This is a genomic window from Caenispirillum bisanense (assembly GCF_900230255.1).
Taxonomy (GTDB): Bacteria; Pseudomonadota; Alphaproteobacteria; order Rhodospirillales; family Rhodospirillaceae; genus Caenispirillum; species Caenispirillum bisanense_A.
Window position 1 is genome coordinate 279652 of the sequence record NZ_OCNJ01000002.1, and the last position, 26344, is coordinate 305995.

Here is a 26344-nt window from a genome sequence, read left to right on the forward strand (position 1 = left end):
GCGTGGCGCTGCTGAACGAGAGGTCGGGATACCATGGCCGTTGCGAACGAGGTCGCGGAGAAGGCGCCGCAGCCGTCTCCCCCGCCGGGCAAGAAGCCGGAGGGCGAGCAGAAGACGTCCCTCTACGCGGCTTACCAGAAGGTCTATCCGCGTGAAATCCAGGGCAAGTTCCGCTCGCTGAAGTGGTGGTCGGTGGGCATCCTGCTCGCCATCTACTTCATCGGTCCGTGGATTCCCTGGGAACGGTCGGGCAATGCGCCCGATCAGGCGATCCTCATGGATATCGCCGGCCGCCGCGGCTATTTCTTCTTCGTCGAGATCTGGCCGCAGGAGGTCTATTACCTGACCGGCGTGCTGATCCTCGGCGCCATCGGCCTGTTCCTCGCCACCGCCCTGCTCGGCCGCGTGTGGTGCGGCTTCACCTGCATCCAGACGGTCTTCACCGACGTCTTCGTGTGGTTCGAGAAGAAGCTCGAGGGCGACCGCAACAAGCGCATGAAGTTCGACAAGGGCCCGTGGACCGCGCAGAAGTTCGGCATCAAGACCCTGAAGATCTCCATCTGGGCGATCATCTCCATCGCCACGGCGTGGACCTGGGTGATCTACTTCACCCCGGCGTGGTCGACCTCGGTGGACATCGTCACCGGCCAGGCGTCGCTCGGCCTCTACGGCTTCCTCGCGCTCATCGCCGGCACCACCTTCCTGCTGGCCGGCTTCGCCCGCGAGCAGGTGTGCATCTACATGTGCCCGTGGCCGCGCTTCCAGGCCGCCATGTTCGACGAGGACAGCCTGGTCGTCACCTACGAGCGCTGGCGCGGCGAGCCGCGCGGCTACGCCAAGAAGGGCGACGAGTTCAAGGATCGCGGCCACTGCGTCGACTGCACGCTGTGCGTCCAGGTGTGCCCGACCGGCATCGACATCCGCAACGGCAGCCAGCTGGCCTGCATCGGCTGCGGTCTGTGCATCGACGCCTGCAACAGCGTCATGGACCGCTTCAACCTGCCGCGCGGCCTCATCACCTACGACAGCACCAACAACCAGCTGGCGCGCGCCAAGGGCCAGCCGACCCGCTTCCGCTTCGTCCGCCCGCGCACGATCATCTATACCGCGCTGCTGGCGGCGGTGGGCGCCGTCATGGTGTTCGGCCTGTCGACCCGCGCCACGACCGAGATCAACGTGCTGCACGAGCGCAGCCCGCTCTACGTGCCGCTGTCCGACGGCCAGATCCGCAACGGCTACACCTTCAAGATCCTCAACATGCAGCCCGGCGAGCAGACCTTCACGCTGGCGACGGACGGCATCGAGGGGGCGAAGATCACCGCCGTCGGCTATGCGGAAGAGCCGGTGGACAGCGTGCAGCTGCCGGTGAAGGGTGATACGGTGGGCACCTTCCGCGTCTACGTCACGGCGCCGCCCAAAGCGCTGGACGGATCGTCGACTGACCTCGAGTTCGTGCTGACGAACCAGGCGACCGGCGAGACGCTGGACTACGAGACTCTGTTCGCCGGCCCCAACCGCTGACGCGGTTCCCCGACGACAGGCAGGATGCGACGGCCGCGGCTCCCCACGACGACGACCGGGGGGCCGCGGCCTGGTGTGCAACAGGAGTGACAGAGGCATGAGCGTCAAGACGCGCGCCGACGGCTGGTGGTACCCCTACATCTTCGTCGCCGGCTTCGTGGTGGTCATCGCGGTCAACGGAGCCCTGGCGTATTTCGCCACCTCCACCTTCAACGGCCTGGAAACGCAGAACGCCTACGAAAAGGGCCGCCTGTACAACCAGACCATCGCCAAGGAAGAGGCGCAGAAGGCGCTGGGCTGGACCCTGACGCTGACCAGCACGCCGAAGCCGCATGATCCGCCGGGCACCGGCTATCCCGCCGAGCTGGTCATCACCGCCGTCGGCCCCGACGGTCGCCCGGTGGACGGTCTGCAGGTGCAGGCCGAGGTCCGCCGCCCCGCCGTCGACGGTCTCGACCGCGAGGTCACCCTGGGCCGCCGCGACAGCGGCATCTACGGCCAGACCGTGGTGCTGCCCGAGCCCGGCCAGTGGGAAGTGCGCATCCTCGCCACCCGCGGCGAGGACGAGTATCGTCTGCGCGACCGCATCTTCGTGAAGTGAGCCGCGCCGCCTCGGCGACGCCCGGAACCCCGCATCCATGACCGCACCGCTCGCCGAATGCCGGCACTGCGGCAGCCCCGTGACGCCCCGCTCCCCCGCCGGGCCGGACTTCTGCTGCCGCGGCTGCCAGGCCGCCTTCTCCCTCATCAACGGCATGGGGCTCGACGCCTACTACCGGCGGCGCTGCATCGACCCCGAGGTGCGTCCCCTCAAGCCCGAGGACGAGACGGTCGCCGACTTCTCCGCCCATGTGCAGGAAGAAGACGGCGGCAGCCGCAGCCTGCACCTGATGGTGGAAGGCATGCACTGCGCCGCCTGCGTCTGGCTCATCGAGACGCTGCTCGGCCGCCAACCCGGCGTCACCCACGCCCGCGTCAACATGACCACCCGCCGCCTCACCCTGCGGTGGGACCCGGCAGAGGCCCCGGCCGATGCGCCGGCGGATCTGCTCGCGCCGGTGCAGCAGGTGGGCTACCGCCTCGTGCCCTTCGACCCCGAGGCGCTCGGCCGCGAGGGCCAGAAGGCCGACAAGGAACTGCTGCGCGCCATGGCCGTCGCCGGCTTCGCCGCCGGCAACGTCATGCTGTTTTCCGTCAGCGTGTGGGCCGGCCACGACATGGGCTGGGCGACGCGAGATTTCCTGCACTGGCTGTCGGCCCTGGTGGCGGTGCCGGCGGTGGTCTACTCGGGGCGGCCGTTCTTCCGCTCGGCGCTGACGGCGCTGCGGGCCAAGCGCACCAACATGGACGTGCCCATCTCGCTCGGCGTGCTGCTGGCGACGGGCATGAGCCTGTTCCAGGTGGCGACCAGCCAGGAACACGCCTACTTCGACGCCTCCATCAGCCTGCTGTTCTTCCTGCTCATCGGCCGCTACCTGGACCACCGTGCCCGCGGCCGCGCCCGCTCCGCCGCCGAGCACCTGCTGGCGCTCGGCTCGGGCTCCGTGACGGTGCTCGACGCCGACGGCACCCGCCGCATGGTGCCGCCGGCCCGCGTGCAGCCGGGCATGGCCGTGCTGGTGGCGGCCGGCGAGCGCATCGGCATCGACGGCACCGTCGCCGACGGCTCCTCCGACCTCGACACCAGCCTCATCACCGGCGAGACGGTGCCGCAGACCGTGCGCCCCGGCGACAAGGTGTTCGCCGGCATGGTGAACCTGTCCGGCCCCCTGCGCCTCGCGGTTTCGGCGGTCGGCGAGCGCACCCTGCTGGCCGAGATCGTGCGCATGATGGAAGTGGCCGAGCAGGGCCGCGCCAAATACGTCGCGCTCGCCGACCGGGTGGCGCGGGCCTATGCGCCGGTGGTGCATCTGGCGGCGCTGCTCACCTTCCTCGGCTGGTACTTCGGCGTCGGCGTGCCGTGGCAGCAGGCGCTGCTGACCTGCATCGCCGTGCTCATCATTACCTGCCCCTGCGCGCTGGCGCTCGCCGTGCCGGTGGTGCAGGTGATCGCCTCCGGGCGGCTGCTGCGCGGCGGCGTGCTGGTGAAGACGGCGACGGCGCTGGAGCGCCTGCACGCCTGCCGCACCATCGTGTTCGACAAGACCGGCACCCTCACCCTCGGCAAGCCCGACCTGCTGACCGAGGGCGCCGGCTGGACCACTGCCGACCTCGACGTCGCTGCCTCGCTGGCCGCCGCCAGCCGTCATCCCCTGGCGCGCGCCGTCGCCGCCCGCTCCGCCGCCCCGGTGGCCGAGGGGGTGGAGGAAGTGCCGGGCTCCGGCCTGCGGCTGGGTGCGGTGCGGCTCGGCAGCCGCGCCTTCTGCGCCGTCACCGAGGCCGAGGTCGCCGCGCAGCCGGAACCCGCCATGCCGGGACCGGAACTGTGGCTGCGGCGCGCCGACGGCGGCGTCGTGCGCTTCGCCTTCGCCGACCAGCTGCGCCCCGACGCGGCGGAGACGGTGGCGGCGCTCAAGCGCATGGGCTTCACGGTGGAACTGCTGTCCGGCGACCGCGCGCCGGCGGTGAAGGCCGTCGCCGAGGCGGTCGGCATCGACCGCTGGCAGGCCGGCTGCACGCCGGCCGGAAAGTGCGACCGGCTGGCCGAACTGCGCGCCGAGGGCCGGGTGGTCGCCATGGTCGGCGACGGCCTCAACGACGCGCCGGCGCTGGCGGCGGCGGACGCCTCCATCTCGCCGTCGTCGGCGGTGGACGTCAGCCAGACGGCGGCCGACGTGGTGTTCCAGGGTTCGCGGCTGGCGCCGGTGGTGGAGGTCTTCGCCGTCGCCGCCAAGGCCGACCGGCTGGTGAAGCAGAACTTCGGCCTCGCCATTCTCTACAACGTGGTGACCATCCCGCTGGCGGTGGCCGGCTACGTCACGCCGCTCATCGCCGCGGTCGCCATGTCGTCGTCGTCGGTGGTGGTCATCGCCAACGCCCTCCGCCTGGCCCGCGGCCGCGCCTGAGGGTGCCGTCCTCCATGGCACCCGACCTGGGAGCCGTGGATGCGCGGGTCGAGCCCGCGCATGACAAGGTGTTGGAACTTCTCGTGAAAGTGTCATAGCCGGACGTGATCCGGCCATCCACGGCGTCACCAAACGCGGCCAGAAGCACCGCTATCCACGGCCCCCGTCCGCAGAACCGCGGGAGCCAGGCAGAGCCGCCGCAAGCCCTACCCCAGCACCGCCCCCGCCGGCACCTTGAAGCCGCGCAGCAGGTCGGCGCGGGGCAGGGCGCCCTTGCCGGCGCGCTGTAGGCTCAGGGGCCGCACCGCCTCGCCGTCGGCGCAGGCGATCAGCAGGTCGTCGTCGAGCACCGTGCCCGGGGCCGCGCCGGGGCGGCCCGGTTCCACCGTGCAGGCGAGGATCTTCAGGCGCTCGCCGTCCACCTCGCACCACGCGCCGGGGAAGGGCGACAGGCCGTGGATGTGGCGCAGCACCACCCGCGCCGGGCGGGCGAAGTCGATGCGGGCCTCGTCCTTCTCGATCTTCCTGGCGTAGGTGATGCCCTCCTCGGGCTGTTCCTCGCCGTCCAGTTCGCCTTCGAGGATGCGGTCGAGCGCCTCCACCATCAGCTCGGCCCCCACCTGCGACAGGGCGTCGTGCAGGGCCTGGGCGGTGGTGTCGTCGCCGATCGGCACCTCGCGCTTCACCAGCATGGGGCCGGTGTCGAGCCCGGCCTCCATCTCCATGATGGTGACGCCGGTCACCGTGTCGCCGGCCATGATGGCGCGCTGGATGGGCGCCGCGCCACGCCACCGCGGCAGCAGGCTGGCGTGCACGTTCAGACAGCCGAGCTTGGGGCTTTCCAGGATCTCTTCCGGCAGGATGAGGCCGTAGGCGGCCACCACCGCCACGTCGGCGTCGATGGCGTCGAACTCGGCCTGGGCCTCCTCGGTGCGCAGCGACTTCGGCGTGCGCACGGGGATGCCGAGCTCCAGCGCCCTGGCGTGCACCGGGCCGGGCCGTTCCTTCTGGCCGCGGCCGGCGGGGCGCGGCGGCTGGCTGTAGACGCAGGCCACCTCGTGACGGGCGGCGAGCGCCTCCAGCACCGGCACGGAGAAGTCCGGCGTTCCCATGAAGATCACGCGCATGATGGTTCAGTCCCCCTCTCGCGGCGCGGCGGCCGCCATGCCGTGCCGTCAGCGGGCGGCGACGGCGGCCTTCGGCTGGCCGAGTTCGGGATCGGCCTTCTTCAGCTTGGTCAGCTTGCGCAGGATCATGTTCCGCCGCAGCGACGACAGGTGATCGACGAACAGCTTGCCGTCCAGGTGATCGATCTCGTGCTGGATGCAGGTGGCGAGCAGGCCGTCGGCCTCCAGCTCGCGGATCTCGTTCTGGTGGTCGAGGTAGCGCAGGCGGATGCGCGCCGGGCGCTCCACCTCGTCGTACTGCTCGGGCAGCGACAGGCAGCCTTCCTCGTAGGGCACGACGTCGTCGCTCGCCCACAGGATCTCGGGGTTGGCCATGCGCAGCGGATTGCGCTCGCCCTCGGGCGAGACGTCGACCACGACGACGCGCTTGGCGACACCCACCTGAGGTGCGGCGAGACCGATGCCGGGGGCGGCATACATGGTCTCCAGCATGTCCTCCATGAGGCGGGCGGTCTCGGCGTCGACCGACTCCACCGGCTTGGCCTTGACCTTGAGGCGCGGGTCGGGGGCGACGAGAATGGGAAGGAGGGCCATGGCGTCCGTGCAACCTGGGTTTCCGAAGGGTCAGGAGATAATCGCGCCGGCCCGGCCCGTCAAGCCGAGGCGCCGCGCCGCCGCTTCCTAAACGGCCGGCCCTTGGGTATGCTCGGAGTCGGGGGATAGCGGGGGTACGCGACATCATGGCGCATCGGTTGGCTCGTCTCGCGGTGACGCTGTTGCCCGTCGCCGTGCTCGGCGGCCTGTTCGTCGCCGACGGGGTGGACGTGTCGACCGCGGACACCGCCATCGCCGACTGGTTCGACCGCCACCGCCACGACCTGCTGGCCGCCGGCCTGTGGCTGACCGCCGCCTGGACCATCTCGCGCATCCTGCGCCACCACGTCTGGCACCGCATCGCCGCCCGCGGCGAAGGCCCGGCGCCCAAGGTGCTGGCGCAGATCTCCACCGGCTTCGTCTATGCCGTCGCCTTCGGCGGCATCCTCGGCAGCCTGTTCGGCAAGGATCTGCTGGCGGGGCTCGCGGCCTTTTCCGGCGTCATCGGCATCGTGCTGGGCTTCGCCCTGCGCAGCATCATCCTCGACCTGTTCATGGGGCTCGCCATCAACCTGGAGCGGCCCTTCCGCATCGGCGACCGCATCCACGTGAAGATCCGCGGCGCCGAGGTGCTGGGCAGCGTGCAGGAAATCACCTGGCGCGCCGTGCGCGTGCTGACGTCGGAAAACACCGTCGCCATCATCCCCAACCGCGAGATTTCCGACGCCGTCGTCGTCAACATGGCGCTGCCGCAGCCGCCGTCGCTGACGGTGGTGGAGGTGCCGGTGGAAAGCGGCGTCAGCCCGGCGCGTGCCAGCCGCGTGCTGGAGGCCGCCCTGCGCGAAGCCGCCTCGCGCGGCGGCCCCATATGCGAGCCGGTGCGGGCGGAGGCGGGCGCGGTCGCCGGCGACGGCGTCACATGGCGCTGCGTCTTCATGCACGACCACCGCCGCAGTTCCGTCGGCACCGCCCGCGACATCGTGCTGCGCACCGTGCTGCGCCACCTCTACGCCGCCGGGATCGAGCCGGCGACCAGCCGCCGCATCATCCTCGACGGCGACGGCCTGCGCCCGGTGGAGGGCGCCTTCGCGGTGCTGCGCCGGGTGCCGCTGTTCGAGCCGCTGACCGATGCCGAGCTGGAAACCCTGGCCGCCCGCGTCGAGCGCCACCACTTCGCCCCCGCCGAGACGGTGGTGCGCCAGGGCGACGCGGGCGACGTGCTGCACGTGGTGGTGGAGGGCTTCCTGGAAGCGCTGGTGGACGGCCGCATCGTCGGCACCGTCACCCCCGGCGACCTGATCGGCGAGATGGCTATGCTGACAGGCGAGGTGCGCAGCGCCACCGTGCGCGCCGTCACCGACTGCATCGCCTGGGAGGTCCGGCGTGACGCCCTGGCACCGCTGCTGGAGGCGCGCCCGGCCTTGTTCGAGGCGATCTCCGACATCGCCGCCCTGCGCCGCCGCCGCCTGCTGGCCGCCATGGGCGCGCCGGTCGACGGCGCCCCGCCGCCGGCCGCCCAGGCCCAATCCATTCGCGCCGCCATGGCGCGGGTGTTCGGCATGCTGAAGCTGGTGAAGTAGCCGCTTACCTCTCCGCCACCGCAAGCCGCACGCCGAGCCCCGCGATGACGGCGGCGAAGGAGCGGCGCAGCCAGGTCATGACGCGGGGGCTTTCCGCCACCTTGGTGCGCACCGCCGCCGCCATCAGGCCGTAGACCACGAAGACGGCGAAGGTCATGGCCATGAAGGTGGCGCTCAGCAGCCCCATGAGCGGCAGCGGGTTCGCGGCGTCGGCCGGCACGAACTGCGGCAGGAAGGCCAGGAAGAAGATCGACAGCTTGGGGTTCAGGATGTTGATCAGCACGCCGCGCAGGGCGATGCGCAGGCCCCGGCGCGGCGCCTCCTGCCCGGCCTCGGGCCGCACCGACAGGGCGCCGGTCTCGCGCCACAGGCCCCAGGCCAGCCACATCAGATAGAGCACGCCGGCGATCTTCACCGCCTGGAAGGCGACGGCGCTGGCGTGCAGCACGGCGGCGAGCCCGAGGATGCTGGCCGCCAGGTGCGGCACGATCCCGAAGGTGCAGCCGAGCGCCGCCCACAGGCTCGCCCGCGCCCCGCCGAGCAACCCGCAGGACAGGGTGTAGACGACCCCGGTGCCGGGGATCAGCACGACGATGAGGGCGGTGAGGAGGAACTCGGGCGACATGGGCGCGGACTCCCGGCTGAAGGGCGGAGGGGAGAGCCTACCGCCCCTGTGCCCGCCACACTAGAACCGCTTGGCGACGTCGAAGGCGATCCGCATCACCGTTCCGCGCCAGAACGGCTGCTCCTGCCCGCCGATGCGGCGCGACAGGGTGAAGGCGTGCGGCACCATGACGCCGTCGACGGCGCGGTAGTCGCCGCGCGTCACCACCTCCCCTGCGCCGTGGAAGCGGCCGGCCGTGGCCGGGTCGCCATCGGCCTCCGACTCCATGCGCACCAGCGCCCCGGCGGCGTCCACCGTCACCCGATAGGCGCCGATGGGGACGCCGTCGGCCAGCACCACGGCGCGCGCATGGTCGGCGTCCAAGGCCTCCCACCGCAGGTTGGGGCCGGGCAGCAGGGCGGAGGGGTAGAGCGCCGACTCGATGAAGAAGCGCAGGATCGACACGTGGTCGAGCGCCCCGCCGTCCTCGGCCATCACCGGGATCGCCGAGAACAGCTTGGCGCGCATGCGCATGCGCCCGTCCACATAGGCATCCATGGCGCGGGCGGGAACGCCGGGCAGGACCCAGGTGCTGCCGGTGAAGACGAAGGCCGGCTCCGGCCCGGCGGCGGCGACGTACTGCTCGGCGCTCATGGGCTCCCAGGTGGTGGCGCCGGGGCGGCGGAATTCGCCCTGCTGGGCGACCCCGGCGGCGCGCAGGCGACGCGGCGCCTCGCCCTGGAAGGCGAAGGCCATGTAGCGCCGCACCGGCTCCGGCAGCGCCGCCAGTTCGGCCGCCGTCACCGGCGCCGGGTCGGCCGTCGCGGCAGTCCGCAGCACGGCCGCGATGTCGGCGTCGATGCCCGCATGATAGTCGGCCGCCGCCGTCGCCATGGCGCCGGCCCCGAGGGCCAGGACCGCCGCCGCGGCGAGAAGCGTGATCTTCAGCTTGCCCATGCGTATCCCCTGTGTGTGGCCGCGTCCGCCGGCACTGTACCGTACCGTACGGTACTGTTGACGGCAGGGTGCGCCCGTGGCACGGTCCTGTCAAGCCGCACGAAGGACCCCCCGCATGACCGCAGACACCCCCGCCGACCCGCTGGACCCGCGCGCCGCCGCCATCCTGGAGGCCGCCCGGGCCGTCCTGGCGGAGAAGGGCTATGCCGCCGCCTCCATGCTGGACGTGGCGCGGCGGGCGCGGGTGTCGAAGGAGACGCTCTACGGCCGCTTCGGCGACAAGCGCGGCCTGTTCGAGGCGCTGGTGCGCGCCAATGCCGACACGGTCGTGCCGGCGCTGGCCGAGGCCATGGGCGACGCCCGCCTGCCGCTGGAGACGACGCTGGTGCGCTTCGCGGTGGCGCTGCAGACCCTGCTGCTCGGCGAGTCGGCGCTCACCGTCAACCGCGCCGCCATGGCCGAGGCGGCGGCCCATGCCGCCCTCGGCCGGCTGCTCGACGCCAACGGCCGCGGCCGCGTGGTACCGCTGCTGGCGGGCGTGCTGGATCGCCACCGGGCGGCGGGGGAGCTGACCTACGACAGCGTGGAGGAGCCCGCGTCCACCCTGGTCGCCCTCGTCATCGGCGACCAGCAGGTCCGCCGCCTGCTCGGCGCCCTCGCCATGCCGACGCCGGACGCCATCGAGGCGCGGGCCCGGCGGGCGGTGGGGCAGTTCCTGGCGCTCTACGGCGTCAGGCGGTGACGCGCCCCGGCAGGATGCGGCGGTAGCTCAACGCCTCGGCGATATGGATGCGGCGCACGGCGTCGCTGCCGGCCAGGTCGGCGAGGGTGCGGGCGACGCGCAGGATGCGGTGATAGCCGCGGGCCGACAGGTGCAGGCGCTGCGCCGCCTCGGTCAGCAGGCTGCGGCCGGCGTCATCGGGGCTCGCCACGGCATCGAGGACGTGCCCGTCGGCCTCGGCATTGCTGCGCAGCGGGCGGTCGGGCGACAGGCGGGCGTAACGGCGGCGCTGCTCCTCGCGCGCCGCCAGCACCCGCGCCGCGACCACCGCCGTCGGCTCGCCGGCGGGGGCGGCGGCCAGGGCGAAGGGCGGCACCGCGGGCACCTCCACGTGGATGTCGATGCGGTCGAGCAGCGGCCCCGACAACCGCGCCTGATAGTCGCCGGCGCAGCGCGGCGCCTTGTTGCAGGCGAGCGCGGGGTCGTCCAGATAGCCGCAGCGGCAGGGGTTCATGGCCGCCACCAGCTGGAACCGCGCCGGGTAGGCGACATGGCCGTTGGCGCGCGCGATCACCGCCCGTCCCGTCTCCAGCGGCTGGCGCAGGGCTTCCAGGGCGCCGCGGGCGAACTCGGGCAACTCGTCGAGGAACAGCACGCCGTTGTGGGCGAGGCTGATCTCCCCCGGCCGCGCCCGATGGCCGCCGCCCACCAGCGCCGGCACCGAGGCCGAGTGGTGCGGATCGCGGAACGGCCGGCGGTGCAGCAGGCGGCCGCCGTCCAGCCGGCCGGCGACGGAATGAATCATGGAGACTTCCAGCGCCTCCTCGGCGGTCAGCGGCGGCAGCAGGCCGGCCAGCCGTGCGGCCAGCATGGACTTGCCCGAACCCGGCGGGCCGATCATCAGCAGGTTGTGGCCGCCCGCCGCCGCCACCTCCAACGCCCGCCGCGCCGTCTCCTGCCCCTTGATGTCGGCCAGGTCGGGCAGCGGCGGCCCGTCCATGGCCATGCGCGCCTCGGGCCGGGCCAGGAGCTGCGTTCCCTTGAAATGGTTGATGAGGTCGAGCAGCCCGCGCGGGGCCAGCATCCCCTGCCCGCCCGCCCAAGCCGCCTCGCCGCCCTGGACCGCCGGGCAGATCAGGCCGCGCTCGGCGGCATTGGCGGCGATGGCCGCCGGCAGCACCCCGGCCACCGGCGCTAGGCCGCCGTCGAGGCCCAGTTCCCCGAGCACGGTGTAGTTGGCCATCTCCTCGGCTGGCAGCACGCCCATGGCGACCAGCAGGGCGCAGGCGATGGGCAGGTCGAAATGGCTGCCCTCCTTCTGCACGTCGGCGGGCGCCATGTTGATGGTGATGCGCTTGGGCGGCAGGGCGAGCCCGACGGCGGTGAGGGCGGCGCGCACCCGTTCCTTGCTCTCGGCTACCGCCTTGTCGGGCAGGCCCACCAGGGCGAAGGACGGCAACCCGCCCGCGACCGAGACCTGCACCTCGATATCCAGCGTCTCGATGCCCTGGAACGCCACCGTGTTGATGCGCGCGACCATGTGCCCCCTCGTGATCCTTGCGGGGGATTGTACACGCGCACGGCGAGTGGGGAAGGGCGATTCGGCCGGGGCGGAGGGCGTCAGCCGCCTTCCGGCACGTCCTTCTCGTATTCCGGCAGGCCGTCGGCGGTCTTCATCCAGGGCAGGCGCTCGCGCACCCAGCCGTGGCTGGTCGGCTGCGCAGCGGTGGGGTCGTCGAGCGCCGTCAACGGCACACCCACCGTCGCCGTGTCGGTCGGGTCGATCATGTGCAGCGGGCTGCCGCAATGCGGACAGAAGTAGCGGTGCCCCCGCCACGACGACGGGAAGCAGTGCGGCTTGCCCTCGGTGATGCGGAAGGCCTCCGCCGGCCAGATGCCCCAGGCGATGGCGGCCGAGCCGCTGGCGCGCTGGCATTCGCGGCAGTGGCACCAATCGGCATGGGTCGGCTCACCGGTCACCTGGAAACGGACGGCGCCGCACAGGCAGCCGCCGTCGTGGGTCGGGGGAGCGGTCTCGGGGGTCGTCTCGCTGGTCGTCGCGGGCACGCGGGCCTCCTTCGGCGGTGAACGGGGCAGGCGATCGGCGGAACCCGCCCAGCATGGCGGCATCGAGCGCATGGCTCCAGGCCCATTTCGTCAGGTCGAGCATGTTCCGCCTCCGGCTGGTGTCTCGTGCCATCTTGACGCCGGCCGCCCCTTGCGGAGAAATCACCTTATCTCGCCTTTCATGTGACCCAGGATCACATGGCCATGTCCCGCGCCCTGCTGCCGTCGCTCGTCGCCCTGCGTGCCCTGGAGGCGGCGGTGCGTCACGGCGGCGTGGTGAAGGCGGCGGACGAACTGGGCGTCACCCACGGCGCCGTCAGCCGTCACCTGCGCGACCTGGAGCAGGCGCTGGGGGTGGAGCTGGTGGTGCGCGGCGCCCGCCGGCTGGAACCGACCTACGAGGGGCGCCGGCTGGGGGCGGCGCTGACGCCGCTGTTCGACGGCATGGCGGCGGCGGTGGAGGCGGTGCGGCGGCGGCCCGAGCGCGAGTCGCTGCGGGTCAGCGTCGACCCCGCCTTCGCCGGCCTGTGGCTGGTGCCGCGCCTCGGCGCCTTCCGGCGGGAGCGGCCGGGGGTGGAGGTGGTGGTGGACGCCACGACCCACCTCGCCGACGTCGCCGCCGGCCCGGTCGACGTGGCGGTGCGCTACATCGTTCATGGCCGGCCGGAGGCGCCGGGCTGCCGCTTCGAGAAGCTGGCCGACGCCCTGTGCTACCCGGCGGCGGCGCCCGCCCTGGCGGCGACCCTCGGCCCGGCGCCGACGGCGGCCGACGTGGCGCGCCTGCCGCTCATCCACGACGACGGTCGCGAACCCTGGCACCTGTGGCTGACGGCGGCCGGCGTGGCGCCGCCGGCGCAGGCGGGGGCGCTGCTGCTCAACGACCTGACCCTGGCGGTGCTGGCGGCGGAGCGCGGCGAGGGGGCGGTGCTGCTCGACACCGTTCTGGGTGCCGAGGCCCTGGCGGGCGGCCGGCTGGTGGCGCTGTCGCCGCTGACGGTGCGCATCGGCTCCTACTGGCTGGTGACGCCGGCGGCGCGGCCGCTGGCCCGCCCGGCGCGCGAGTTCGCCGACTGGCTGCGCGCCGGCATCGCGGGCGGAGCGTGAGCGCCTACCAGATCTCCCGCGCCAGATCGTCGCCGCCCTTCACCACCTCGTCGAAGACGGCGCGCGCCTGGGTTTCGTCGCGCCAGCCGTCGGGCTCCACCAGGCGGGCCATGCCCTCGGGCGTGTCGGGTTCGGCGGCGCGGTCGCGGCCGTGCAGGGAATAGACCTTGCCGTCGCGCGCCTCCACCACCGCATGGCGGCCGGTGGCGGCCTCGCGGATGAGGCGGAAGCTGGCGTGCTGGTCGACGATGGCGATGGCGGGGTCGGGGTCGGTCATGGGGGCTCTCCGTGCTGGTGCCGTGCCCGGAAAACGGACGAGGCCCCCGCCGGGCTCGCGCAACGCGGCGCGGGCGGCGGCTGTTCCTCCCCAGGACGCAGCCGAGGAGACCACGACCATGCGGCGCCTGCCCCGCCACATCGACGACGCCCGCGCCCGCCGCCACCGCACCCTTTCGGGCCTGGCCTTCGTCGCCGGGACCGTGGTGATGACGGCGGCGGTGGCGCAATACTACGCCCCGAGCCCCCTGCAGCCCGAGATCGAGGACGACTGGAAGCGCCTCGACACGCCGCGCGGCACGCCGCCGCGGGCGGTGCTGGGCGTGGTCTGGCCGGCGCTGTGGGGGCTGATGGCGGCCTCGGGCTTCCGCATCTGGCAGGCACCCGAAAGCGGCGAGCGCGACCGGGCGCTGGCGCTGTTCCGCCTCGCCCTCGGCATGACCGCCGGCTGGGCCAAGCTGGTGTTCGGCAACCGCCGCCGCACCGCCGGGCTGGTGGAGCTGCTCGGCCTGATCGGCGCCGCCGGCGCCTATGCCCGCACCGCGTCGCGCGTCGACCGCGGCGCCGGTTTGCTCGCCATCCCCTACGGCGCCTGGCTGGCGGTGATGGCCGCCCTGAACGCCGCCGTCGTCCGCCGCAACCGCTGACGCCCCTTTCCCGACCGGAGATCCCCATGGCCGCGAAACCCGCCCAGCCCGCTCCCGCTCTCGACGTGCCCCTGTCGGCCGGCGGCCGCTTCGACCTCGCCGAGCAGCGCCCGGAGACCTTCACGGTCGTGGTGTTCTACCGCGGCCTGCACTGCCCCATCTGCAAGACCTACCTGCAGGAACTGTCCGCCAAGTGGCAGGCCTTCACCGACCGCGGCTGCAAGCTGGTGGCGGTCAGCTGTGACGACGCCGACCGCGCCGCCGAAAGCCGCCGCGAGTGGCAGCTGGGCGACCTGCCGGTGGCCTACGGCCTGACCATCGAGGCGGCGCGCGACTGGGGGCTCTTCATCTCCAAGGCCATCAAGGACGGCGAGCCGGCGCAGTTCTGCGAGCCCGCCCTGTTCCTGGTGCGCCCCGACGGCACGCTCTACATGGCGAGCATCGCCTCCATGCCCTTCGCCCGTCCGAAGATCGACGAGGTGCTGTCGGCCATTTCCTTCGTGACGGAAAAGGACTACCCGCCGCGCGGGGATGCGTGAGGGAGGGGGCGTTAACCCATCAATTGTCATGGCCGGGCTCGACCCGGCCATCCACGGCGTCACGGTCGGCCGCCCCAGTGACGCCACCCTCCACGGCAGGCGCCGTGCACGCCGTGGATGCCCGGCTCAAGGCCGGGCATGACAAGTTGTTGTGGCCGCGTCCGCTACGACACCCGCCAACGGGCGCCGTGAAAGCCACAGGGGAAGGCGGCGGACCGCCTCCCCCTGCCGGTCCGATCACGCCGCCGAGTTGCGGGCGGCGGCGGCGAGGTCGTGGGTGCGGCCGACCAGGGCGTCGTAGTCCTCGATCAGCGCCTTGCACACGTCGCCGGGGGTGAAGGTGTAGTCGCCGATCTGGCGCACCGGGGTCACTTCCGCGGCGGTGCCGGTGAGGAAGCATTCCTGCGCGTTCGCCATCTCTTCCGGCATGATGACCCGCTCGACCACCGTGTAGCCGCGCTTCTTGGCCAGCTCGATCACCGTGCGGCGGGTGATGCCGTCGAGGAAGCAGTCGGGCGTCGGGGTGTGGATCTCGCCGTTCATGACGAAGAACACGTTGGCGCCGGTCGCTTCCGCCACCTGGCCGCGCCAGTCGAGCAGCAGGGCATCGTCGAAGCCCAGGTTCTCGGCCTTGTGCTTGGACAGGGTGCAGATCATGTAGAGGCCGGCGGCCTTGGACTTCACCGGCGCGGTGCGCGGGTCGGGGCGGCGCCAGTCGGACAGCATGAGGCGGATGCCGGCGAGGCGGGCTTCCGGCGAGAAGTAGCTCGGCCACGGCCAGCAGGCGATGGCGACGTGGATCTTGGTCTTCTGCGCCGCGACGCCCATCATCTCGGAGCCGCGCCACGCCACCGGGCGGACGTAGCCGTCGACGATGTTGTTGGCCTGCACGGTTTCCAGCGTCGCGCGGTCCAGCTCCTCGGCGGTGAAGGGGACGTCGAAGCCCAGTTCCTTGCCCGAGGCGATGAGGCGCTCGGAATGCTCGGTCAGCTTGAACACCTTGCCGCCGTAGACGCGCTCGCCCTCGAACACGCAGCTGGCGTAATGGAGCGCATGGCTGAGCACGTGCAGCTTGGCGTCGCGCCAATCGACCATCTGGCCGTCGTACCAGATCACGCCGTCGCGGTCGTCGAACGAAGGAACCGACATCTGTATCCGCCTCTGGATGAGAAAAGTTGCCGAAACTCGGTCTTCCTGGGTAACATCGTTCCGGTACATAAGTCAATATGACTGCCCCATGACGGCTGTGGCATACTCGCCCGCGGAAGCCGCCGTCCCCATTCCCACAGCCGAGTCGCCGCGCCCCATGTCCGACATCAAATCCGGTGCGAACCTGCTCTTCCTGCGTGAGGAGGAACTGCGCCAGGGCATCGAGCTCCTGTTCTTCGCCTACCGCGACTTCACGGGCGAGGCCGACGCCATGCTGGCCAAGCACGGCTTCGGCCGGGCGCACCACCGCGTCATCTATTTCGTCGGGCGCCATCCGGGCATGAGCGTCAGCGAGCTGCTGACCATCCTGAAGATCACCAAGCAGAGCCTGTCGCGGGTGCTGAGCCAACTGGTGGCGGAAGGCTTCATCGTGCAGCGCCAGGGCGTGCGCGACCGCCGCCAGCGCCTGCTGGAGCTGACGGAGAAGGGCGTCGACCTGGAACGCCAGCTCACGGAACGGCAGCGCCGCCGCATCGCCCGCGCCTACCGCGAGGCCGGTCCCGGCGCGGTGGAGGGCTTCCGCAAGGTGCTGGCCGGCATGGTGGACGAACCCGACCGCAGCCGCTTCCTGGCCGGCGTGGCGCCGCAGCCGCGGCCGCGCGGCGGGCGCTGAGGGACCGGGCCGCCGCCATGACCGAGGACAGCCCCCACATCCTGGTGGTCGACGACGACGAGCGGCTGCGCAAGCTTCTGCGCAAGTACCTGTCGGACAACGGCTATCTGGTGTCGGTGGCGGTCGATGCGGCGGAAGCGCGCGGCCAGTTGGCGGCCATGGAATTCGACCTCGTGGTGCTCGACGTCATGATGCCGGGCGAGTCGGGGTTCGAGCTGGCGCGCGCTCTGCGGGCCGAGGGGCAGGCGGTGCCCATCCTCATGCTCACCGCCATGGGCGAGACGGAAGACCGCATCCAGGGGCTGGAGTCGGGGGTCGACGACTACCTCGCCAAGCCCTTCGAGCCGCGCGAGCTGCTGCTGCGCATCGCCTCCATCCTGCGCCGCGCCGCCGCGCCGCCGTCGACCCCCGCGCCGGCCGCCGTGGCCGACATCGCCGCGCCGCCGCAGTTGCGCTTCGGCGAGATCGTCTACGACCGCAAGCGGGAGGAGCTTGCGCGCCACGGCGTGCGCATCCACCTGACCACGGCGGAGGCGGCCCTGCTGGGCGTGCTCGCCGAGCGCCCCAACGAGGTGCTGAGCCGCGACGACCTCGCCACCGCCACCGGGGCCGGCGGCAACCAGCGCAGCGTCGACGTGCAGGTCACCCGCCTGCGCAAGAAGCTGGAGGACGACGCCCGGCTGCCCCGCTACCTCCAGACCGTGCGCGGCAAGGGCTACCTGCTGCGGCCGGACTGACGGAGCCGCGTCCATGAAGCTGACCGCCCTGCGCCGCCTGCTGCCCTCCGCGCCGCCCGCCCGGGACGATGCCGCCGCCGTCGCGCCGTGGCGCCGCTGGCTGCATCCCGGCACGCCGTCGCTGCTCAAGCGGCTGGCGCCGCGCGGGCTCATGGGGCGGTCGCTGCTCATCATCGTGACGCCGCTGGTCATCACCCAGGTGGTGGCGGCCATCATCTTCTACGACCGCCACTGGGACACCATGCTGCGCCGCCTGACCGGCGGCATCGCCGGCGAGATCGCCATGATCTCCGACATGCTGCGGCGCGAGCCCGACCCGCTGGAGCGCGAGTGGCTGCTGGCGACGGCGCACCTGCGCCTCGGCCTCGACGTCTCTCTGAGCCCCGGCGACATCCTGCCCAACGAGCCGCCGGCGGCGGCCGGCGGGCAGATGGCGGAAGCCTTGGCGCACGCCATGGAAAGCCGGGTGCAGCGGCCCTTCGTCATCGATACCGACAGCATCGACGACCGGGTGGAAATCCGCGTTCAGCTGTCGGACGGCGTGCTGACGGTGCTGGCGCCGCGCAAGCGGCTGTTTTCCTCCACCACCTACATCTTCGTCATGTGGATGGTCGGCACCTCCATGCTGCTCATGGGCATCGCCACCATCTTCATGCGCAACCAGGTGCGCAGCGTGCGCAAGCTGGCGGCGACGGCCAACAGCTTCGGCAAGGGGCGTGACGTGCCGCGCCTGAAGGAGGAGGGCGCGCGCGAGGTGCGCCAGGCCAGCCACGCCTTCAACCTCATGCGCGACCGCATCTCCCGCCAGATCGAGCAGCGCACCGAGATGCTGGCCGGCGTCTCCCACGACCTGCGCACGCCGCTGACCCGCATGAAGCTGCAGATCGCCATGATGAACGGCGACGACGAGGACATCGCCGCCCTGCGCGAGGACGTCGAGGAAATGGAGCGCATGCTCGCCGACTACCTCGCCTTCGCGCGCGGCGAGGGCACCGAGTCGACCGAGCCCGCCGATCTGTCCGGCCTGCTGCAGGACGTGGTCGGGCGCTACCGCCGCGAAGGCTACGCCGTCGACCTGCACCTGGAGGAGGACATCACCCTGCCGCTCAAGCGGCGCGCCATGGAGCGGTCGGTGTCCAACCTCATCGGCAACGCCTGCCGCTACGGCAGCCACGTGGCGGTGCGCGCCGGCCTGCGGGGGGAGACGGCGGTGCTGCTCATCGACGACGACGGCCCCGGCATCCCCGCCGACAAGCGCGAGCAGGTGTTCAAGGCCTTCTTCCGCCTGGAAAGCTCGCGCAACCCCAAGACCGGCGGCAGCGGCCTCGGCCTGACCATCGCCCGCGACATCGTGCGCGGCCACGGCGGCGAGATCACGTTGGCCGACAGCCCGCTCGGCGGCCTGCGGGTGGTGGTGGAACTGCCGCTGTAAACTGGCCCTCGCCGGGCGGGTGTTCGCATTAGTTTGGCCCTCGCCGGGCGGGTGCTGGCGCACCCTTGGCCGCTCGCTCAATGCGTTTTTTGGTTTGGCCCTCGCCGGGCGGGTGCTCGCGCACCCTTGGCCGCTCGCTCAATGCTCGCTTGCACCGGCCCTCGTGCCGAGGGCCGGTGCGGCTGCGTCTTACGGCGTCTCCGTGGGCGAGGTCGCCAGGAGGGAGGCGACGCCGAAGCCGCCCAGGCCGGCGCGGGTGCCGATGGCGGTCAGCGTCTCCGTCGGGTCGGTGGCGACGATGCCGGCCGCCGCCAGCTTTTCCACCGCCTGCTCGGGCGTCAGGCCGAGGGCCGGCGCGGCGACGGCGAGCGGGGCGCCGGTGACGGCGCCGATGATGGCGCGCGGGCCGCCGCCGGTGGTCGTCTCGGCGGTAGCGGCGGTGACGGCGACGGAGGCGATCAGGCTCAGCGCGAAGGCGATCACCGCCGGGCGCCGCCGCAGGTAGCCGGTGAAGGCCTTCCAGTTGCGCGCCAGGTGCCAAACGGCGATGGCGCCGAACACCACGCTCAGCCATTCGTGGGAAAACCGCACCAGACCGCTGTTCCAGTGCGCCAGCAGCATGATGCCGGTGACGGTGGAAACGACGAAGGTGACGATGGTCACCGGCGTGACGATGTCGCGGGAAAGGCTCTTTCGTGCGGCGGACATGACTGGCAGGCTCCTCGGGCTCGCGCGTTGGTGGATGCGGTCAGCCTGCCGCCGCCCGGTAACGGCGCGATGTCGGGCGGCCCGGCCGTCGGTAACACTGTGTAACGAGGATGCCCATGCACGTCCGCCGCGCCGCCTCCGGCGATCGCCCCTTCATGATGAGCCTGGCCGGCCGCCTCGCCGGCGTCGCCGATTTCCCGTGGCGCACGGTGGCGGAACTGGAGTCCTTCCAGCACGCCTTCATGCAGGCGGCCCTCGGCCGGCAGGAAACGGTGGCGCTCATCGTGGAGGCCGCCGACTCGGGCGAGCGCCTCGGCTTCATCGCGCTCGAGCCGCAGGCGGACCCCATCACCGGCGCCCCCGGCGGCTACGTCTCGCTCCTGGCGGTGACGCAGGCGGCGGAGGGGCGCGGGGCGGCGCGGGCGCTGGTGGAGGCGGCCGAGGACGTGGCGCGGGCCGCCGGCTGGGCGACGCTCGCCCTCGACGTCTTCGCCACCAACGCCCGCGGCCGCCGCTTCTACGACTCCGTGGGGTTCCGGGAAGAGGCGGTGCGCCTCGTCCGCCCGCTCACCCGGCCGGCGGACTGAGGCGCGAGGCCGTCACACGCCGAAGGTGACGCGGCCGTCGGCGGCGATGGGCCAGGCCGGGTTCCAGGCGATTTCCCAGGCGTGGTCGTCGGGGTCGGCGACATAGGCACGCAAGCCGCCGTGCGGCGGGGCCGAGGCCGGCGTCAGCAGGCGTCCGCCGTGGGCCAGCAGTCGGTCGACGGCGGGCTGCACGTCCGCCGCCGTCGGCACGTTGTGGGCCAGGGCGAAGCCGCCGCTCGGCCGCGGTGCCGGGCGGCCGCTGTCGGCGGCCAGGGCTTCGGCCAGCCACAGGCCGAGCACGAAGCCGTTCATCTGGAAGAAGACGATCTCCGGCGTTTCGAACACCGGCTGCCAGCCGAAGCCCTCGACATAGAAGGGCCGCGACCGCGCCGGATCGGCGACGGCGAGGGTCACGACGGACATCTGTTGCTGCATCTGCATGGTCATCTGGCAATCCCTTGGCTGTCGCCGGCGCACCCTGCGCCGGCGTCTGGGCCGGGGGACTTGGCGCTGCGCGCCAGCCAGAACTCCTTCGGAGCGACCGGGCTAACCAAACCGGTCCGCCTTTTTCGACATCCCATGGTGGCGCCGGCACGGCGGTCGGTCAAGCCGCCGGCGGGACGGCGCTACAGCGGCTGCTGCAGGGCGGTGATGATGCGGTCGGTGTAGGGGCTGACGGCCTGCACGTCTTCCTTGGGCGCCTGGGCGAACAGGCTGACGGCCAGCAGCAGGCCCTTCAGCATGGTGCGGTCCTCGGGCGCGATGTCGGGGTTGGTCTCCAGTTCGCGCTCGGCGGCTTCGATGGGGTTGTTGCGGCCGTCGCGGTTCATGGCGAGCACGCCGAGCGCCTTGGTCACCCGATTGGCGACGCCGGCCCAATCCTCCGGCCCCTGAAAGCCGTGGCGGCCGACGGTGGTGTCGAGGTCGTCGTAGGCGGCGGTGCCGCGCAGGCCGTCGATCAGCCGGGCGAAGGGATTGCCGGCCAGCGCGCCGCCCTTCAGCACCGTCGGCGCCACCTCGCGCGCCTGATCCTGGTAGGTCTCCGTCCATTTCCGGATGGCCGGGATGGTGTCGATGAAGGCCTCGATGGTGGGCGCGTTGAGGGGCACGGCCGCCTGTTCCTGCGCGGCGGCGGCCGGGGCCGGCGCGGTGGCGACGACGGTGGCGGGCACGGCGGCCGCCAGGGCGGCGAAGGCGAGCGCGGCGGTCAGGCGGGGCATGGGCGGTCCTTCTCGGATGACGGGGCGGTCATCCTGAGGAACGCGTGTGGCGGGATGAAGGCGGCAGTTCAGTCGGCTGCCGGGGCCTCGGGCGGCCCGCCGTCGACGCCGCCCAGCGCTTCCGCCAGCTGCTCGGCGAAGGGCTGCACGGCCGTCACGTCGCCTTCCGGAGCCGTGCGCATGGCCGTCGCCATGCCGATGGAGGAGACGATCTGCTCCTTCTCCTGTGCCGAGATGGCGGGGTTGTTGAGCACCTGCCGGCGGGTCTGGTCCAACTGGTCCGGCGTTGGGCCGGAGGCTTCCATCTGCAGCGCGGCGAGCGCCCGCATCACCCGGTCGGCGGTGCCGGCCCATTGCTCGGCGTCGGTGAAGCCGTGGGCGCGCACCGTGTCGGTCAGCTCGTCATAGGCGTCGCTGTCCTGGATCTCGGCGAGGCCGACGGCGAAGGGGGTGGCCGCCAGGGTCTCGGCGTCGAATCGCCGCTCGGTCAGTTCGCGCGTGGGGGCGTCCTGGCGCATGGCCCAGCGCTGCACCTCCGGCACGGACTTGATGAAGGCCTGGATGTCGCCGGGGCGCAGCGGCTCGGGCGGTTGCAGCTTGTCGGAGTCCGCCGCCGGGTCGACCGCGCCGGGCGGCTCGGCCTGCTGCGCCAGGGCGGGAGCGGTCGCCAGGGCGGCGGCCAGCGGCAGGACGACGGCGGCGAGGGCCAGCGAGGGGCGCGGCATGACGGTCTCCGGATGGGACGACGGCGCGGCGGCGCGGAACGGGCACCCCCGCATCCCCCTTCCAACGCCACGCCGCCCCGGACCGTTCGACGACTCTAATTCATGGACTGGTGCGTCCACTTTGATCTTGCGAGCGGGCGGCGGCGGCGCTACGTTGAATTCATGGACGCGGCAGTCCAGCAAAAGCCGCGCACTCGGGATCTATGGAGAAGAACCATGCGCAATCCTGCGCTTCTGGTGATCGCCGCCGCCGCCCTGGCCGGGGCCGGCGTGTACGGCTGGGACTGGTACACCACCGGCCGGTTCCTCGAGGTCACCGACAACGCCTACGTCCAGAGCGACGTGGTGACGGTGGCGCCGAAGATCGCCGGCTACGTCGCCCGCGTGCCGGTGGACGCCAACCAGCGGGTCGCCGCCGGCGACGTGCTGCTGGTGATCGACGACGCCGACTACCGCGCCAAGGCGGCGCAGGCCGAGGCCGCCGTGCAGGCGGCGCGGGCGTCGGTCACGGTGGTCGACAGCCAGGTGGCGCTGACCCGCAGCCTGGTGAAGGAGGCCGAGGCCCGCGTCGAGTCGGCGCGCGCCGACCAGGCCCGCGCCCAGGACGACCTGAAGCGCTACAAGGCGCTCAATGCCTCGCAATACGCCTCGACGCAGAAGTACCAGGCGGCCCTGGCCGACGCCCGCAAGGCCGCCGCCGCCGTCGCCCAGGCGACCGCGGCCCTGGCCGCCGAGCGCGGCAACCTCGACCTGCTGGCCGCCCAGCGCCTCCAGGCCGAGGCCGAGGTGGCGCGCGCCGAGGCGAGCCTGCAGGAAGCCCGCATCGCGCTGGACAACACCGTGGTGCGCGCCGCCGGTGCCGGCGTCGTCGCCAACCGGGCGGTGGAAGTGGGCCAGTACGTCGCACCCGGCCGCCAGGCCATGAGCGTGGTGCCGGTGGACGACGTCTACGTGGTCGCCAACTTCAAGGAGACGCAGCTCGCCCGCATGCGGGTCGGCCAGTCCGTCGCCCTGCACGTCGACGCCTACCCCGACCAGCCGCTGCACGGCGTCATCGACAGCGTCGCGCCGGGCAGCGGGGCGGTGTTCAGCCTGCTGCCGCCTGACAACGCCACGGGCAACTTCACCAAGATCGTGCAGCGCGTGCCGGTGAAGATCCGCCTCGCCGGCGCCGCGCCGGCCGAGACCCTGCTGGTGCCCGGCCTGTCGGTGGAAGCCGAGGTCGACACGCGCACCGAGGGTGACCGGGCGCTGGCCGGCGGGTCGTTCTTCCTGGCGCCCTCCACCGCCCTCGCCGCCGTCCCGAAGACACAGCCGTAAGGGCCGGCAGGCCCGCAGACGAAAGCCGCCCCCATGTCCACCGCATCCGCATCCGCCGCCACCGCCGGAGCCCCCGCGCCGGCCGTCGGCTGGGGGCCGAAGCTCGGCTTCCTCGCCATGGTGGTCGGCATGTTCATGGCGATCCTCGACATCCAGATCGTCGCCGCCTCGCTGTCGGAGATCCAGGCCGGGCTCGCCGCCAGCGCCGACGAGATCATCTGGGTGCAGAACAGCTACCTGATCGCCGAGGTCATCATGATCCCGCTGTCGGGCTACCTGTCGCGGGCGCTGGGCACGCGGTGGACCTTCGTGCTGTCGGCCGGCGGCTTCACCCTGTCGAGCCTGCTGTGCGCCTTCGCCGCCACCATGGACCAGATGATCGTCTTCCGCGCCATCCAGGGCTTCGTGGGCGGTGCCATGATCCCGCTGGTCTTCGCCTCGGCATATACCATCTTCCCGCGCGACAAGCAGGCGGCGGTGACGGTGGTGGTGGGGCTGGTGGCGACCGTCGCGCCGACCGTCGGCCCGACGCTGGGCGGCTGGCTGACCGAGATGCTGTCGTGGCACTGGCTGTTCCTGGTCAACGTGGTGCCCGGCGCCATCGTGACGCTGGTGGTGTGGGCGCTCATCGACGTCGACCGCCCGCAGCTCGACCTCATCCGCCGCATCGACGTGCTCGGCCTCGTGCTCATGGGGCTGTTCCTCGGCAGCCTCGACTTCGTGCTGGAGGACGGTGCCCGCAACGACTGGTTCGACGACCACCACATCCTGATGTTCTCGGTGGTCGCGGCGGTGGCCGGCGTCGGGTTCTTCTGGCGCACCCTGACGGCGCAGAACCCCATCGTCGACCTGACGGCCTTCAAGGACCGCAACTTCGCCACCGGCTGCCTGTTCAGCTTCGTGCTCGGCATCTCGCTCTACGGCCTCGTCTACCTGCAGCCGCAGTTCCTCGCCCGGGTGCGCGAGTTGAACGCCCTGCAGATCGGCGAGATCATGTTCGTCACCGGCCTCGCGCAGTTCCTGTCGGCGCCCATCGCCGGCGGCCTGTCGCGCAAGGTGGACCCGCGCATCATGCTGTCCATCGGCTTCGGGCTCATCGCCTTGTCCAACTGGATGCTGACCGGCCTGACCGCCGAGTGGGATTATTGGGAGCTGTTCCTGCCGCAGGTGCTGCGCGGCGTCGGGTTCATGTTCGGCATCATCCCGGTGAACGTGCTCGCCCTCGGCACCCTGCCGCCGGAGAAGCTGAAGAACGCGAGCGGCCTCTACAACCTCATGCGCAACCTGGGCGGCGCCTTCGGGCTGGCCGGCATCACCACGGCCATGACCGAGCGCGGCGGCTTCCACTACGCCCGCCTCGCCGAGCAGGTCAACCCGGCGCGGCCCGAGGTGCAGGCCCGCATCGACGCCCTGGCCGCCCGCTTCGTCGAGCAGATCCCCGGCGTCGACGGCCACGCCGCGGCGTTGAAGGTCATCGCCGGGCAGGTGATGCGCCAGGCGACGGTCCTGACCTTCATCGACGTGTTCTGGCTCATGAGCCTGGTGGTGGCGGGGGCCATCGGGGTTGTCTTCCTCGCCCGCAAGCCCGACCATGCGGTCAGCGATGCCCACTAGCCCCAGGATGAGAGTGCCCGGTCCCGTGTCCGATACCCCCTGCTGCGACAAGCCGGCCGGCCGCGGCCGCCGCCCCGACCCGCGCAAGCGCGAGGCCATCATCGAGGCCGCGGCGGCCCTGTTCGTCAGTCACGGCTACCATATCACCATGGACGCCATCGCCGCCGAGGCCGGCGTCTCCAAGCAGACCATCTACAACCTGTTCTCCACCAAGGAAGACCTGTTCGGCGCCGTCATCGCCGACCGCGGCGAGCGCGTGTTCGGGGTGCTGTCGCGTCCGCCCGCCGACGCCGGGCCGGAGGAGGTGCTGCGCCAGGTGGGGCGGCAGTTCCTGGCGCTGGTCGCCGGCGGTCCGGCCATCTGCGTCCAGCGCATGATGGTCATGGCCGGCAGCGACCCCGCCGTCACCCGCCGCTACTACGAGAACGGGCCGCGCCGGGCGCTCACCCTGCTCGCCACCTACCTGCGGCAGGAGACGGAGAAGGGGCGCCTCGCCGTGCCCGACCCCGACATGGCGGCGGAGGCTTTCCTCGGGATGCTCAACGGCCACATGCAGATGCGCACGCTCATGGGGCTGCAGAGCGAGTGGCCGGAGGAGTACCTGCGGCGCAAGGCCGAGTTCGCGGTGGAGACTTTCCTGCGCGCCTACGCCGTGTCGCCGGCCTGAGGGGTGTCGCCGCTTTCGCCGCGCATCTTGCGGCGGCGCACCAGCAGGTCGGCGACGGCGCTGCACAGCAGTGCCCAGGCGGCGCCGACGCTCCAGCCGGCCAGCACGTCGGTCGGCCAGTGGACGCCCAGGTAGACGCGCGACAGCCCGACCAGCATGGCGATGAGCAGGGCGGCGGCGATGATGAACACCTTCACCGACCGCCCCGGCTGGACCGTCGCCAGCAGGGCGCCGAGGGTCAGGTAGACCACCGCCGACAGGGTGGAATGACCGCTCGGGAAGCTGAGGGTGTGGACGTCGACGATGTGCGGCACCAGGTCGGGGCGGGCGCGCTGGAACAGCGCCTTCAGGCCCTGGCTGATGACCATGCCGCCGAGCACCGACGCCAGCACCAGGGCGGAGGCCCGCCAGCGCCGCAGCAGCCACAGATAGACGACGACCAGCGCCGTCACCAGCGTCAGCACCGTATAGCCGCCGAGCGCGGTGATGTCGCGCGCCGCCTGCTCCACCCAGGCCGGGCCGATGGGATCGGCCAGGTTCTGCGCATCGCGGAAGAACAGCAGGATCTGCTGGTCGAAGGTCTGCAGCTCGTTTTCCGCCACTTCGTCGGCGATGACGCCGAACATCCAGAACCCGCCGAACACCAGCACGAGCAGGGCGAGCAGACGGGCCTCGCGGCGGGCGAGCACGGCGACGGCGGGAACGGCGCGCACGAGGCGCAGGGCGAGGGTGTGGAGCATGGTCCCTGCACAACGCGGGATGGTGCCCCA

28 protein-coding genes are annotated in these 26344 nt (G+C 72.1%); 15 read left to right on the forward strand and 13 right to left on the reverse strand.

The window, feature by feature from the left end; genetic code table 11:
- Nucleotides 1–33: 33 nt before the first annotated feature.
- From ccoG to CRP50_RS05765, 3 genes are all read left to right on the forward strand, one after another.
- Nucleotides 34–1521 (forward strand): cytochrome c oxidase accessory protein CcoG, encoded by a 1488-nt coding sequence (gene ccoG / locus CRP50_RS05755; protein WP_097278032.1) that lies wholly within the window; start codon nucleotides 34–36, stop codon nucleotides 1519–1521.
- 97 nt (nucleotides 1522–1618) lie between these two features.
- Nucleotides 1619–2122, forward strand: coding sequence for a FixH family protein (locus CRP50_RS05760; protein WP_097278033.1), 504 nt, complete (start codon nucleotides 1619–1621; stop codon nucleotides 2120–2122).
- 37 nt (nucleotides 2123–2159) lie between these two features.
- Nucleotides 2160–4526 (forward strand): heavy metal translocating P-type ATPase metal-binding domain-containing protein, encoded by a 2367-nt coding sequence (locus tag CRP50_RS05765; protein ID WP_097278034.1) that lies wholly within the window; start codon nucleotides 2160–2162, stop codon nucleotides 4524–4526.
- A 206-nt stretch (nucleotides 4527–4732) separates the two neighbouring features.
- On the opposite strand, the gene fmt is transcribed toward CRP50_RS05765, so the two are convergent.
- Both fmt and def read right to left on the reverse strand, forming a co-directional pair.
- Nucleotides 4733–5653, reverse strand: a complete 921-nt coding sequence (gene fmt, locus CRP50_RS05770; protein ID WP_097278035.1) for a methionyl-tRNA formyltransferase — start codon at nucleotides 5651–5653, stop codon at nucleotides 4733–4735.
- A gap of 48 nt (nucleotides 5654–5701) precedes the next feature.
- Nucleotides 5702–6247: a peptide deformylase gene (def, locus tag CRP50_RS05775; protein ID WP_097278036.1), complete on the reverse strand. Its 546-nt coding sequence runs from the start codon at nucleotides 6245–6247 to the stop codon at nucleotides 5702–5704.
- Nucleotides 6248–6393: 146 nt separating this feature from the next.
- Between def and CRP50_RS05780 the strand changes: the two genes are divergently transcribed.
- Nucleotides 6394–7827: a mechanosensitive ion channel family protein gene (locus CRP50_RS05780; protein WP_097278037.1), complete on the forward strand. Its 1434-nt coding sequence runs from the start codon at nucleotides 6394–6396 to the stop codon at nucleotides 7825–7827.
- A 4-nt stretch (nucleotides 7828–7831) separates the two neighbouring features.
- On the opposite strand, the gene CRP50_RS05785 is transcribed toward CRP50_RS05780, so the two are convergent.
- Both CRP50_RS05785 and CRP50_RS05790 read right to left on the reverse strand, forming a co-directional pair.
- A complete protein-coding gene (locus tag CRP50_RS05785; protein WP_097278038.1) occupies nucleotides 7832–8452 on the reverse strand; it encodes a LysE family translocator in 621 nt (206 codons plus the stop codon).
- A gap of 60 nt (nucleotides 8453–8512) precedes the next feature.
- On the reverse strand, nucleotides 8513–9388 hold the full coding sequence (locus CRP50_RS05790) for a DUF6920 family protein (protein WP_097278039.1): 876 nt from the start codon (nucleotides 9386–9388) through the stop codon (nucleotides 8513–8515).
- Between the two features lie 115 nt (nucleotides 9389–9503).
- Between CRP50_RS05790 and CRP50_RS05795 the strand changes: the two genes are divergently transcribed.
- On the forward strand, nucleotides 9504–10130 hold the full coding sequence (locus CRP50_RS05795) for a TetR/AcrR family transcriptional regulator (RefSeq protein ID WP_097278040.1): 627 nt from the start codon (nucleotides 9504–9506) through the stop codon (nucleotides 10128–10130).
- Here CRP50_RS05795 and CRP50_RS05800 read toward each other — a convergent pair.
- Together CRP50_RS05800 and CRP50_RS05805 are read right to left on the reverse strand one after the other, a co-directional pair.
- Nucleotides 10120–11649 carry a YifB family Mg chelatase-like AAA ATPase gene (locus CRP50_RS05800; protein ID WP_097278041.1) on the reverse strand — a complete coding sequence of 510 codons (1530 nt, stop codon included), beginning with the start codon at nucleotides 11647–11649 and terminating at the stop codon, nucleotides 10120–10122. The genes CRP50_RS05795 and CRP50_RS05800 overlap by 11 nt on opposite strands.
- 80 nt (nucleotides 11650–11729) lie before the next feature.
- Nucleotides 11730–12176, reverse strand: a complete 447-nt coding sequence (locus tag CRP50_RS05805) for a GFA family protein (protein WP_101613956.1) — start codon at nucleotides 12174–12176, stop codon at nucleotides 11730–11732.
- Between the two features lie 204 nt (nucleotides 12177–12380).
- Between CRP50_RS05805 and CRP50_RS05810 the strand changes: the two genes are divergently transcribed.
- On the forward strand, nucleotides 12381–13280 hold the full coding sequence (locus tag CRP50_RS05810; RefSeq protein WP_176525049.1) for a LysR substrate-binding domain-containing protein: 900 nt from the start codon (nucleotides 12381–12383) through the stop codon (nucleotides 13278–13280).
- A gap of 4 nt (nucleotides 13281–13284) precedes the next feature.
- Here CRP50_RS05810 and CRP50_RS05815 read toward each other — a convergent pair whose 3' ends face one another.
- Entirely contained in the window at nucleotides 13285–13557 is a 273-nt protein-coding gene (locus tag CRP50_RS05815) for a hypothetical protein (protein WP_097278044.1), read from the reverse strand.
- A gap of 118 nt (nucleotides 13558–13675) precedes the next feature.
- Between CRP50_RS05815 and CRP50_RS05820 the strand changes: the two genes are divergently transcribed.
- On the forward strand, nucleotides 13676–14203 hold the full coding sequence (locus CRP50_RS05820; RefSeq protein ID WP_176525050.1) for a TspO/MBR family protein: 528 nt from the start codon (nucleotides 13676–13678) through the stop codon (nucleotides 14201–14203).
- 26 nt (nucleotides 14204–14229) lie between these two features.
- Nucleotides 14230–14742, forward strand: a complete 513-nt coding sequence (locus CRP50_RS05825; RefSeq protein ID WP_097278046.1) for a peroxiredoxin-like family protein — start codon at nucleotides 14230–14232, stop codon at nucleotides 14740–14742.
- Between the two features lie 237 nt (nucleotides 14743–14979).
- On the opposite strand, the gene CRP50_RS05830 is transcribed toward CRP50_RS05825, so the two are convergent.
- Nucleotides 14980–15891: a branched-chain amino acid aminotransferase gene (locus CRP50_RS05830; RefSeq protein WP_097278047.1), complete on the reverse strand. Its 912-nt coding sequence runs from the start codon at nucleotides 15889–15891 to the stop codon at nucleotides 14980–14982.
- 157 nt (nucleotides 15892–16048) lie between these two features.
- On the opposite strand from CRP50_RS05830, the gene CRP50_RS05835 reads away from it, so the two are divergent.
- The 3 genes from CRP50_RS05835 to CRP50_RS05845 are packed head-to-tail and all read left to right on the forward strand — an operon-like array spanning nucleotide 16049 to nucleotide 18733.
- Nucleotides 16049–16564 (forward strand): MarR family winged helix-turn-helix transcriptional regulator, encoded by a 516-nt coding sequence (locus CRP50_RS05835; RefSeq protein ID WP_097278048.1) that lies wholly within the window; start codon nucleotides 16049–16051, stop codon nucleotides 16562–16564.
- A 17-nt stretch (nucleotides 16565–16581) separates the two neighbouring features.
- On the forward strand, nucleotides 16582–17301 hold the full coding sequence (locus tag CRP50_RS05840; protein WP_097278049.1) for a response regulator: 720 nt from the start codon (nucleotides 16582–16584) through the stop codon (nucleotides 17299–17301).
- A 13-nt stretch (nucleotides 17302–17314) separates the two neighbouring features.
- On the forward strand, nucleotides 17315–18733 hold the full coding sequence (locus CRP50_RS05845; protein WP_097278050.1) for an ATP-binding protein: 1419 nt from the start codon (nucleotides 17315–17317) through the stop codon (nucleotides 18731–18733).
- A 189-nt stretch (nucleotides 18734–18922) separates the two neighbouring features.
- Here CRP50_RS05845 and CRP50_RS05850 read toward each other — a convergent pair whose 3' ends face one another.
- On the reverse strand, nucleotides 18923–19441 hold the full coding sequence (locus CRP50_RS05850; RefSeq protein WP_097278051.1) for a DUF4405 domain-containing protein: 519 nt from the start codon (nucleotides 19439–19441) through the stop codon (nucleotides 18923–18925).
- A 116-nt stretch (nucleotides 19442–19557) separates the two neighbouring features.
- On the opposite strand from CRP50_RS05850, the gene CRP50_RS05855 reads away from it, so the two are divergent.
- Complete coding sequence (locus CRP50_RS05855; protein WP_176525051.1) at nucleotides 19558–20028, forward strand: GNAT family N-acetyltransferase; 471 nt, start codon at nucleotides 19558–19560, stop codon at nucleotides 20026–20028.
- A 12-nt stretch (nucleotides 20029–20040) separates the two neighbouring features.
- Here CRP50_RS05855 and CRP50_RS05860 read toward each other — a convergent pair whose 3' ends face one another.
- The 3 genes from CRP50_RS05860 to CRP50_RS05870 form a co-directional block, all read right to left on the reverse strand.
- The gene (locus CRP50_RS05860) at nucleotides 20041–20475 is read right to left on the reverse strand and encodes a VOC family protein (RefSeq protein WP_245913381.1); all 435 of its coding nucleotides are present in this window, start codon (nucleotides 20473–20475) and stop codon (nucleotides 20041–20043) included.
- 179 nt (nucleotides 20476–20654) lie between these two features.
- Nucleotides 20655–21248 carry a hypothetical protein gene (locus CRP50_RS05865; RefSeq protein ID WP_097278053.1) on the reverse strand — a complete coding sequence of 198 codons (594 nt, stop codon included), beginning with the start codon at nucleotides 21246–21248 and terminating at the stop codon, nucleotides 20655–20657.
- A 68-nt stretch (nucleotides 21249–21316) separates the two neighbouring features.
- Complete coding sequence (locus tag CRP50_RS05870; RefSeq protein ID WP_097278054.1) at nucleotides 21317–21973, reverse strand: hypothetical protein; 657 nt, start codon at nucleotides 21971–21973, stop codon at nucleotides 21317–21319.
- 216 nt (nucleotides 21974–22189) lie between these two features.
- On the opposite strand from CRP50_RS05870, the gene CRP50_RS05875 reads away from it, so the two are divergent.
- Genes CRP50_RS05875 through CRP50_RS05885 form a run of 3 tightly spaced genes read left to right on the forward strand, consistent with a single transcriptional unit; the run spans nucleotide 22190 to nucleotide 25574 of the window.
- Nucleotides 22190–23293 carry an HlyD family secretion protein gene (locus tag CRP50_RS05875; protein ID WP_097278055.1) on the forward strand — a complete coding sequence of 368 codons (1104 nt, stop codon included), beginning with the start codon at nucleotides 22190–22192 and terminating at the stop codon, nucleotides 23291–23293.
- Nucleotides 23294–23326: 33 nt separating this feature from the next.
- Nucleotides 23327–24907, forward strand: coding sequence for a DHA2 family efflux MFS transporter permease subunit (locus tag CRP50_RS05880; RefSeq protein WP_097278056.1), 1581 nt, complete (start codon nucleotides 23327–23329; stop codon nucleotides 24905–24907).
- A 25-nt stretch (nucleotides 24908–24932) separates the two neighbouring features.
- A complete protein-coding gene (locus CRP50_RS05885) occupies nucleotides 24933–25574 on the forward strand; it encodes a TetR/AcrR family transcriptional regulator (protein WP_176525052.1) in 642 nt (213 codons plus the stop codon).
- Here CRP50_RS05885 and CRP50_RS05890 read toward each other — a convergent pair.
- Entirely contained in the window at nucleotides 25553–26314 is a 762-nt protein-coding gene (locus CRP50_RS05890; RefSeq protein WP_097278058.1) for a phosphatase PAP2 family protein, read from the reverse strand. The two genes, CRP50_RS05885 and CRP50_RS05890, sit on opposite strands and share 22 nt — an antisense overlap.
- Nucleotides 26315–26344 lie beyond the last annotated feature (30 nt).

Excerpts from the sequence above, each read along its gene's own strand:
- CRP50_RS05830 (WP_097278047.1), bottom strand. The coding sequence starts at position 15,891 with ATGTCGGTTCCTTCGTTCGACGACCGCGACGGCGTGATCTGGTACGAC.
- fmt (WP_097278035.1), bottom strand. The coding sequence starts at position 5,653 with ATGCGCGTGATCTTCATGGGAACGCCGGACTTCTCCGTGCCGGTGCTG.
- CRP50_RS05845 (WP_097278050.1), top strand. The coding sequence starts at position 17,315 with ATGAAGCTGACCGCCCTGCGCCGCCTGCTGCCCTCCGCGCCGCCCGCC.
- CRP50_RS05815 (WP_097278044.1), bottom strand. The coding sequence starts at position 13,557 with ATGACCGACCCCGACCCCGCCATCGCCATCGTCGACCAGCACGCCAGC.
- ccoG (WP_097278032.1), top strand. The coding sequence starts at position 34 with ATGGCCGTTGCGAACGAGGTCGCGGAGAAGGCGCCGCAGCCGTCTCCC.
- CRP50_RS05840 (WP_097278049.1), top strand. The coding sequence starts at position 16,582 with ATGACCGAGGACAGCCCCCACATCCTGGTGGTCGACGACGACGAGCGG.
- CRP50_RS05780 (WP_097278037.1), top strand. The coding sequence starts at position 6,394 with ATGGCGCATCGGTTGGCTCGTCTCGCGGTGACGCTGTTGCCCGTCGCC.
- CRP50_RS05765 (WP_097278034.1), top strand. The coding sequence starts at position 2,160 with ATGACCGCACCGCTCGCCGAATGCCGGCACTGCGGCAGCCCCGTGACG.
- CRP50_RS05835 (WP_097278048.1), top strand. The coding sequence starts at position 16,049 with ATGTCCGACATCAAATCCGGTGCGAACCTGCTCTTCCTGCGTGAGGAG.
- CRP50_RS05795 (WP_097278040.1), top strand. The coding sequence starts at position 9,504 with ATGACCGCAGACACCCCCGCCGACCCGCTGGACCCGCGCGCCGCCGCC.
- CRP50_RS05860 (WP_245913381.1), bottom strand. The coding sequence starts at position 20,475 with ATGACCATGCAGATGCAGCAACAGATGTCCGTCGTGACCCTCGCCGTC.
- CRP50_RS05880 (WP_097278056.1), top strand. The coding sequence starts at position 23,327 with ATGTCCACCGCATCCGCATCCGCCGCCACCGCCGGAGCCCCCGCGCCG.
- CRP50_RS05800 (WP_097278041.1), bottom strand. The coding sequence starts at position 11,649 with ATGGTCGCGCGCATCAACACGGTGGCGTTCCAGGGCATCGAGACGCTG.
- CRP50_RS05850 (WP_097278051.1), bottom strand. The coding sequence starts at position 19,441 with ATGTCCGCCGCACGAAAGAGCCTTTCCCGCGACATCGTCACGCCGGTG.
- CRP50_RS05890 (WP_097278058.1), bottom strand. The coding sequence starts at position 26,314 with ATGCTCCACACCCTCGCCCTGCGCCTCGTGCGCGCCGTTCCCGCCGTC.
- CRP50_RS05825 (WP_097278046.1), top strand. The coding sequence starts at position 14,230 with ATGGCCGCGAAACCCGCCCAGCCCGCTCCCGCTCTCGACGTGCCCCTG.
- CRP50_RS05875 (WP_097278055.1), top strand. The coding sequence starts at position 22,190 with ATGCGCAATCCTGCGCTTCTGGTGATCGCCGCCGCCGCCCTGGCCGGG.
- CRP50_RS05760 (WP_097278033.1), top strand. The coding sequence starts at position 1,619 with ATGAGCGTCAAGACGCGCGCCGACGGCTGGTGGTACCCCTACATCTTC.
- CRP50_RS05870 (WP_097278054.1), bottom strand. The coding sequence starts at position 21,973 with ATGCCGCGCCCCTCGCTGGCCCTCGCCGCCGTCGTCCTGCCGCTGGCC.
- CRP50_RS05790 (WP_097278039.1), bottom strand. The coding sequence starts at position 9,388 with ATGGGCAAGCTGAAGATCACGCTTCTCGCCGCGGCGGCGGTCCTGGCC.
- def (WP_097278036.1), bottom strand. The coding sequence starts at position 6,247 with ATGGCCCTCCTTCCCATTCTCGTCGCCCCCGACCCGCGCCTCAAGGTC.
- CRP50_RS05820 (WP_176525050.1), top strand. The coding sequence starts at position 13,676 with ATGCGGCGCCTGCCCCGCCACATCGACGACGCCCGCGCCCGCCGCCAC.
- CRP50_RS05785 (WP_097278038.1), bottom strand. The coding sequence starts at position 8,452 with ATGTCGCCCGAGTTCCTCCTCACCGCCCTCATCGTCGTGCTGATCCCC.
- CRP50_RS05855 (WP_176525051.1), top strand. The coding sequence starts at position 19,558 with ATGCACGTCCGCCGCGCCGCCTCCGGCGATCGCCCCTTCATGATGAGC.
- CRP50_RS05810 (WP_176525049.1), top strand. The coding sequence starts at position 12,381 with ATGTCCCGCGCCCTGCTGCCGTCGCTCGTCGCCCTGCGTGCCCTGGAG.
- CRP50_RS05865 (WP_097278053.1), bottom strand. The coding sequence starts at position 21,248 with ATGCCCCGCCTGACCGCCGCGCTCGCCTTCGCCGCCCTGGCGGCCGCC.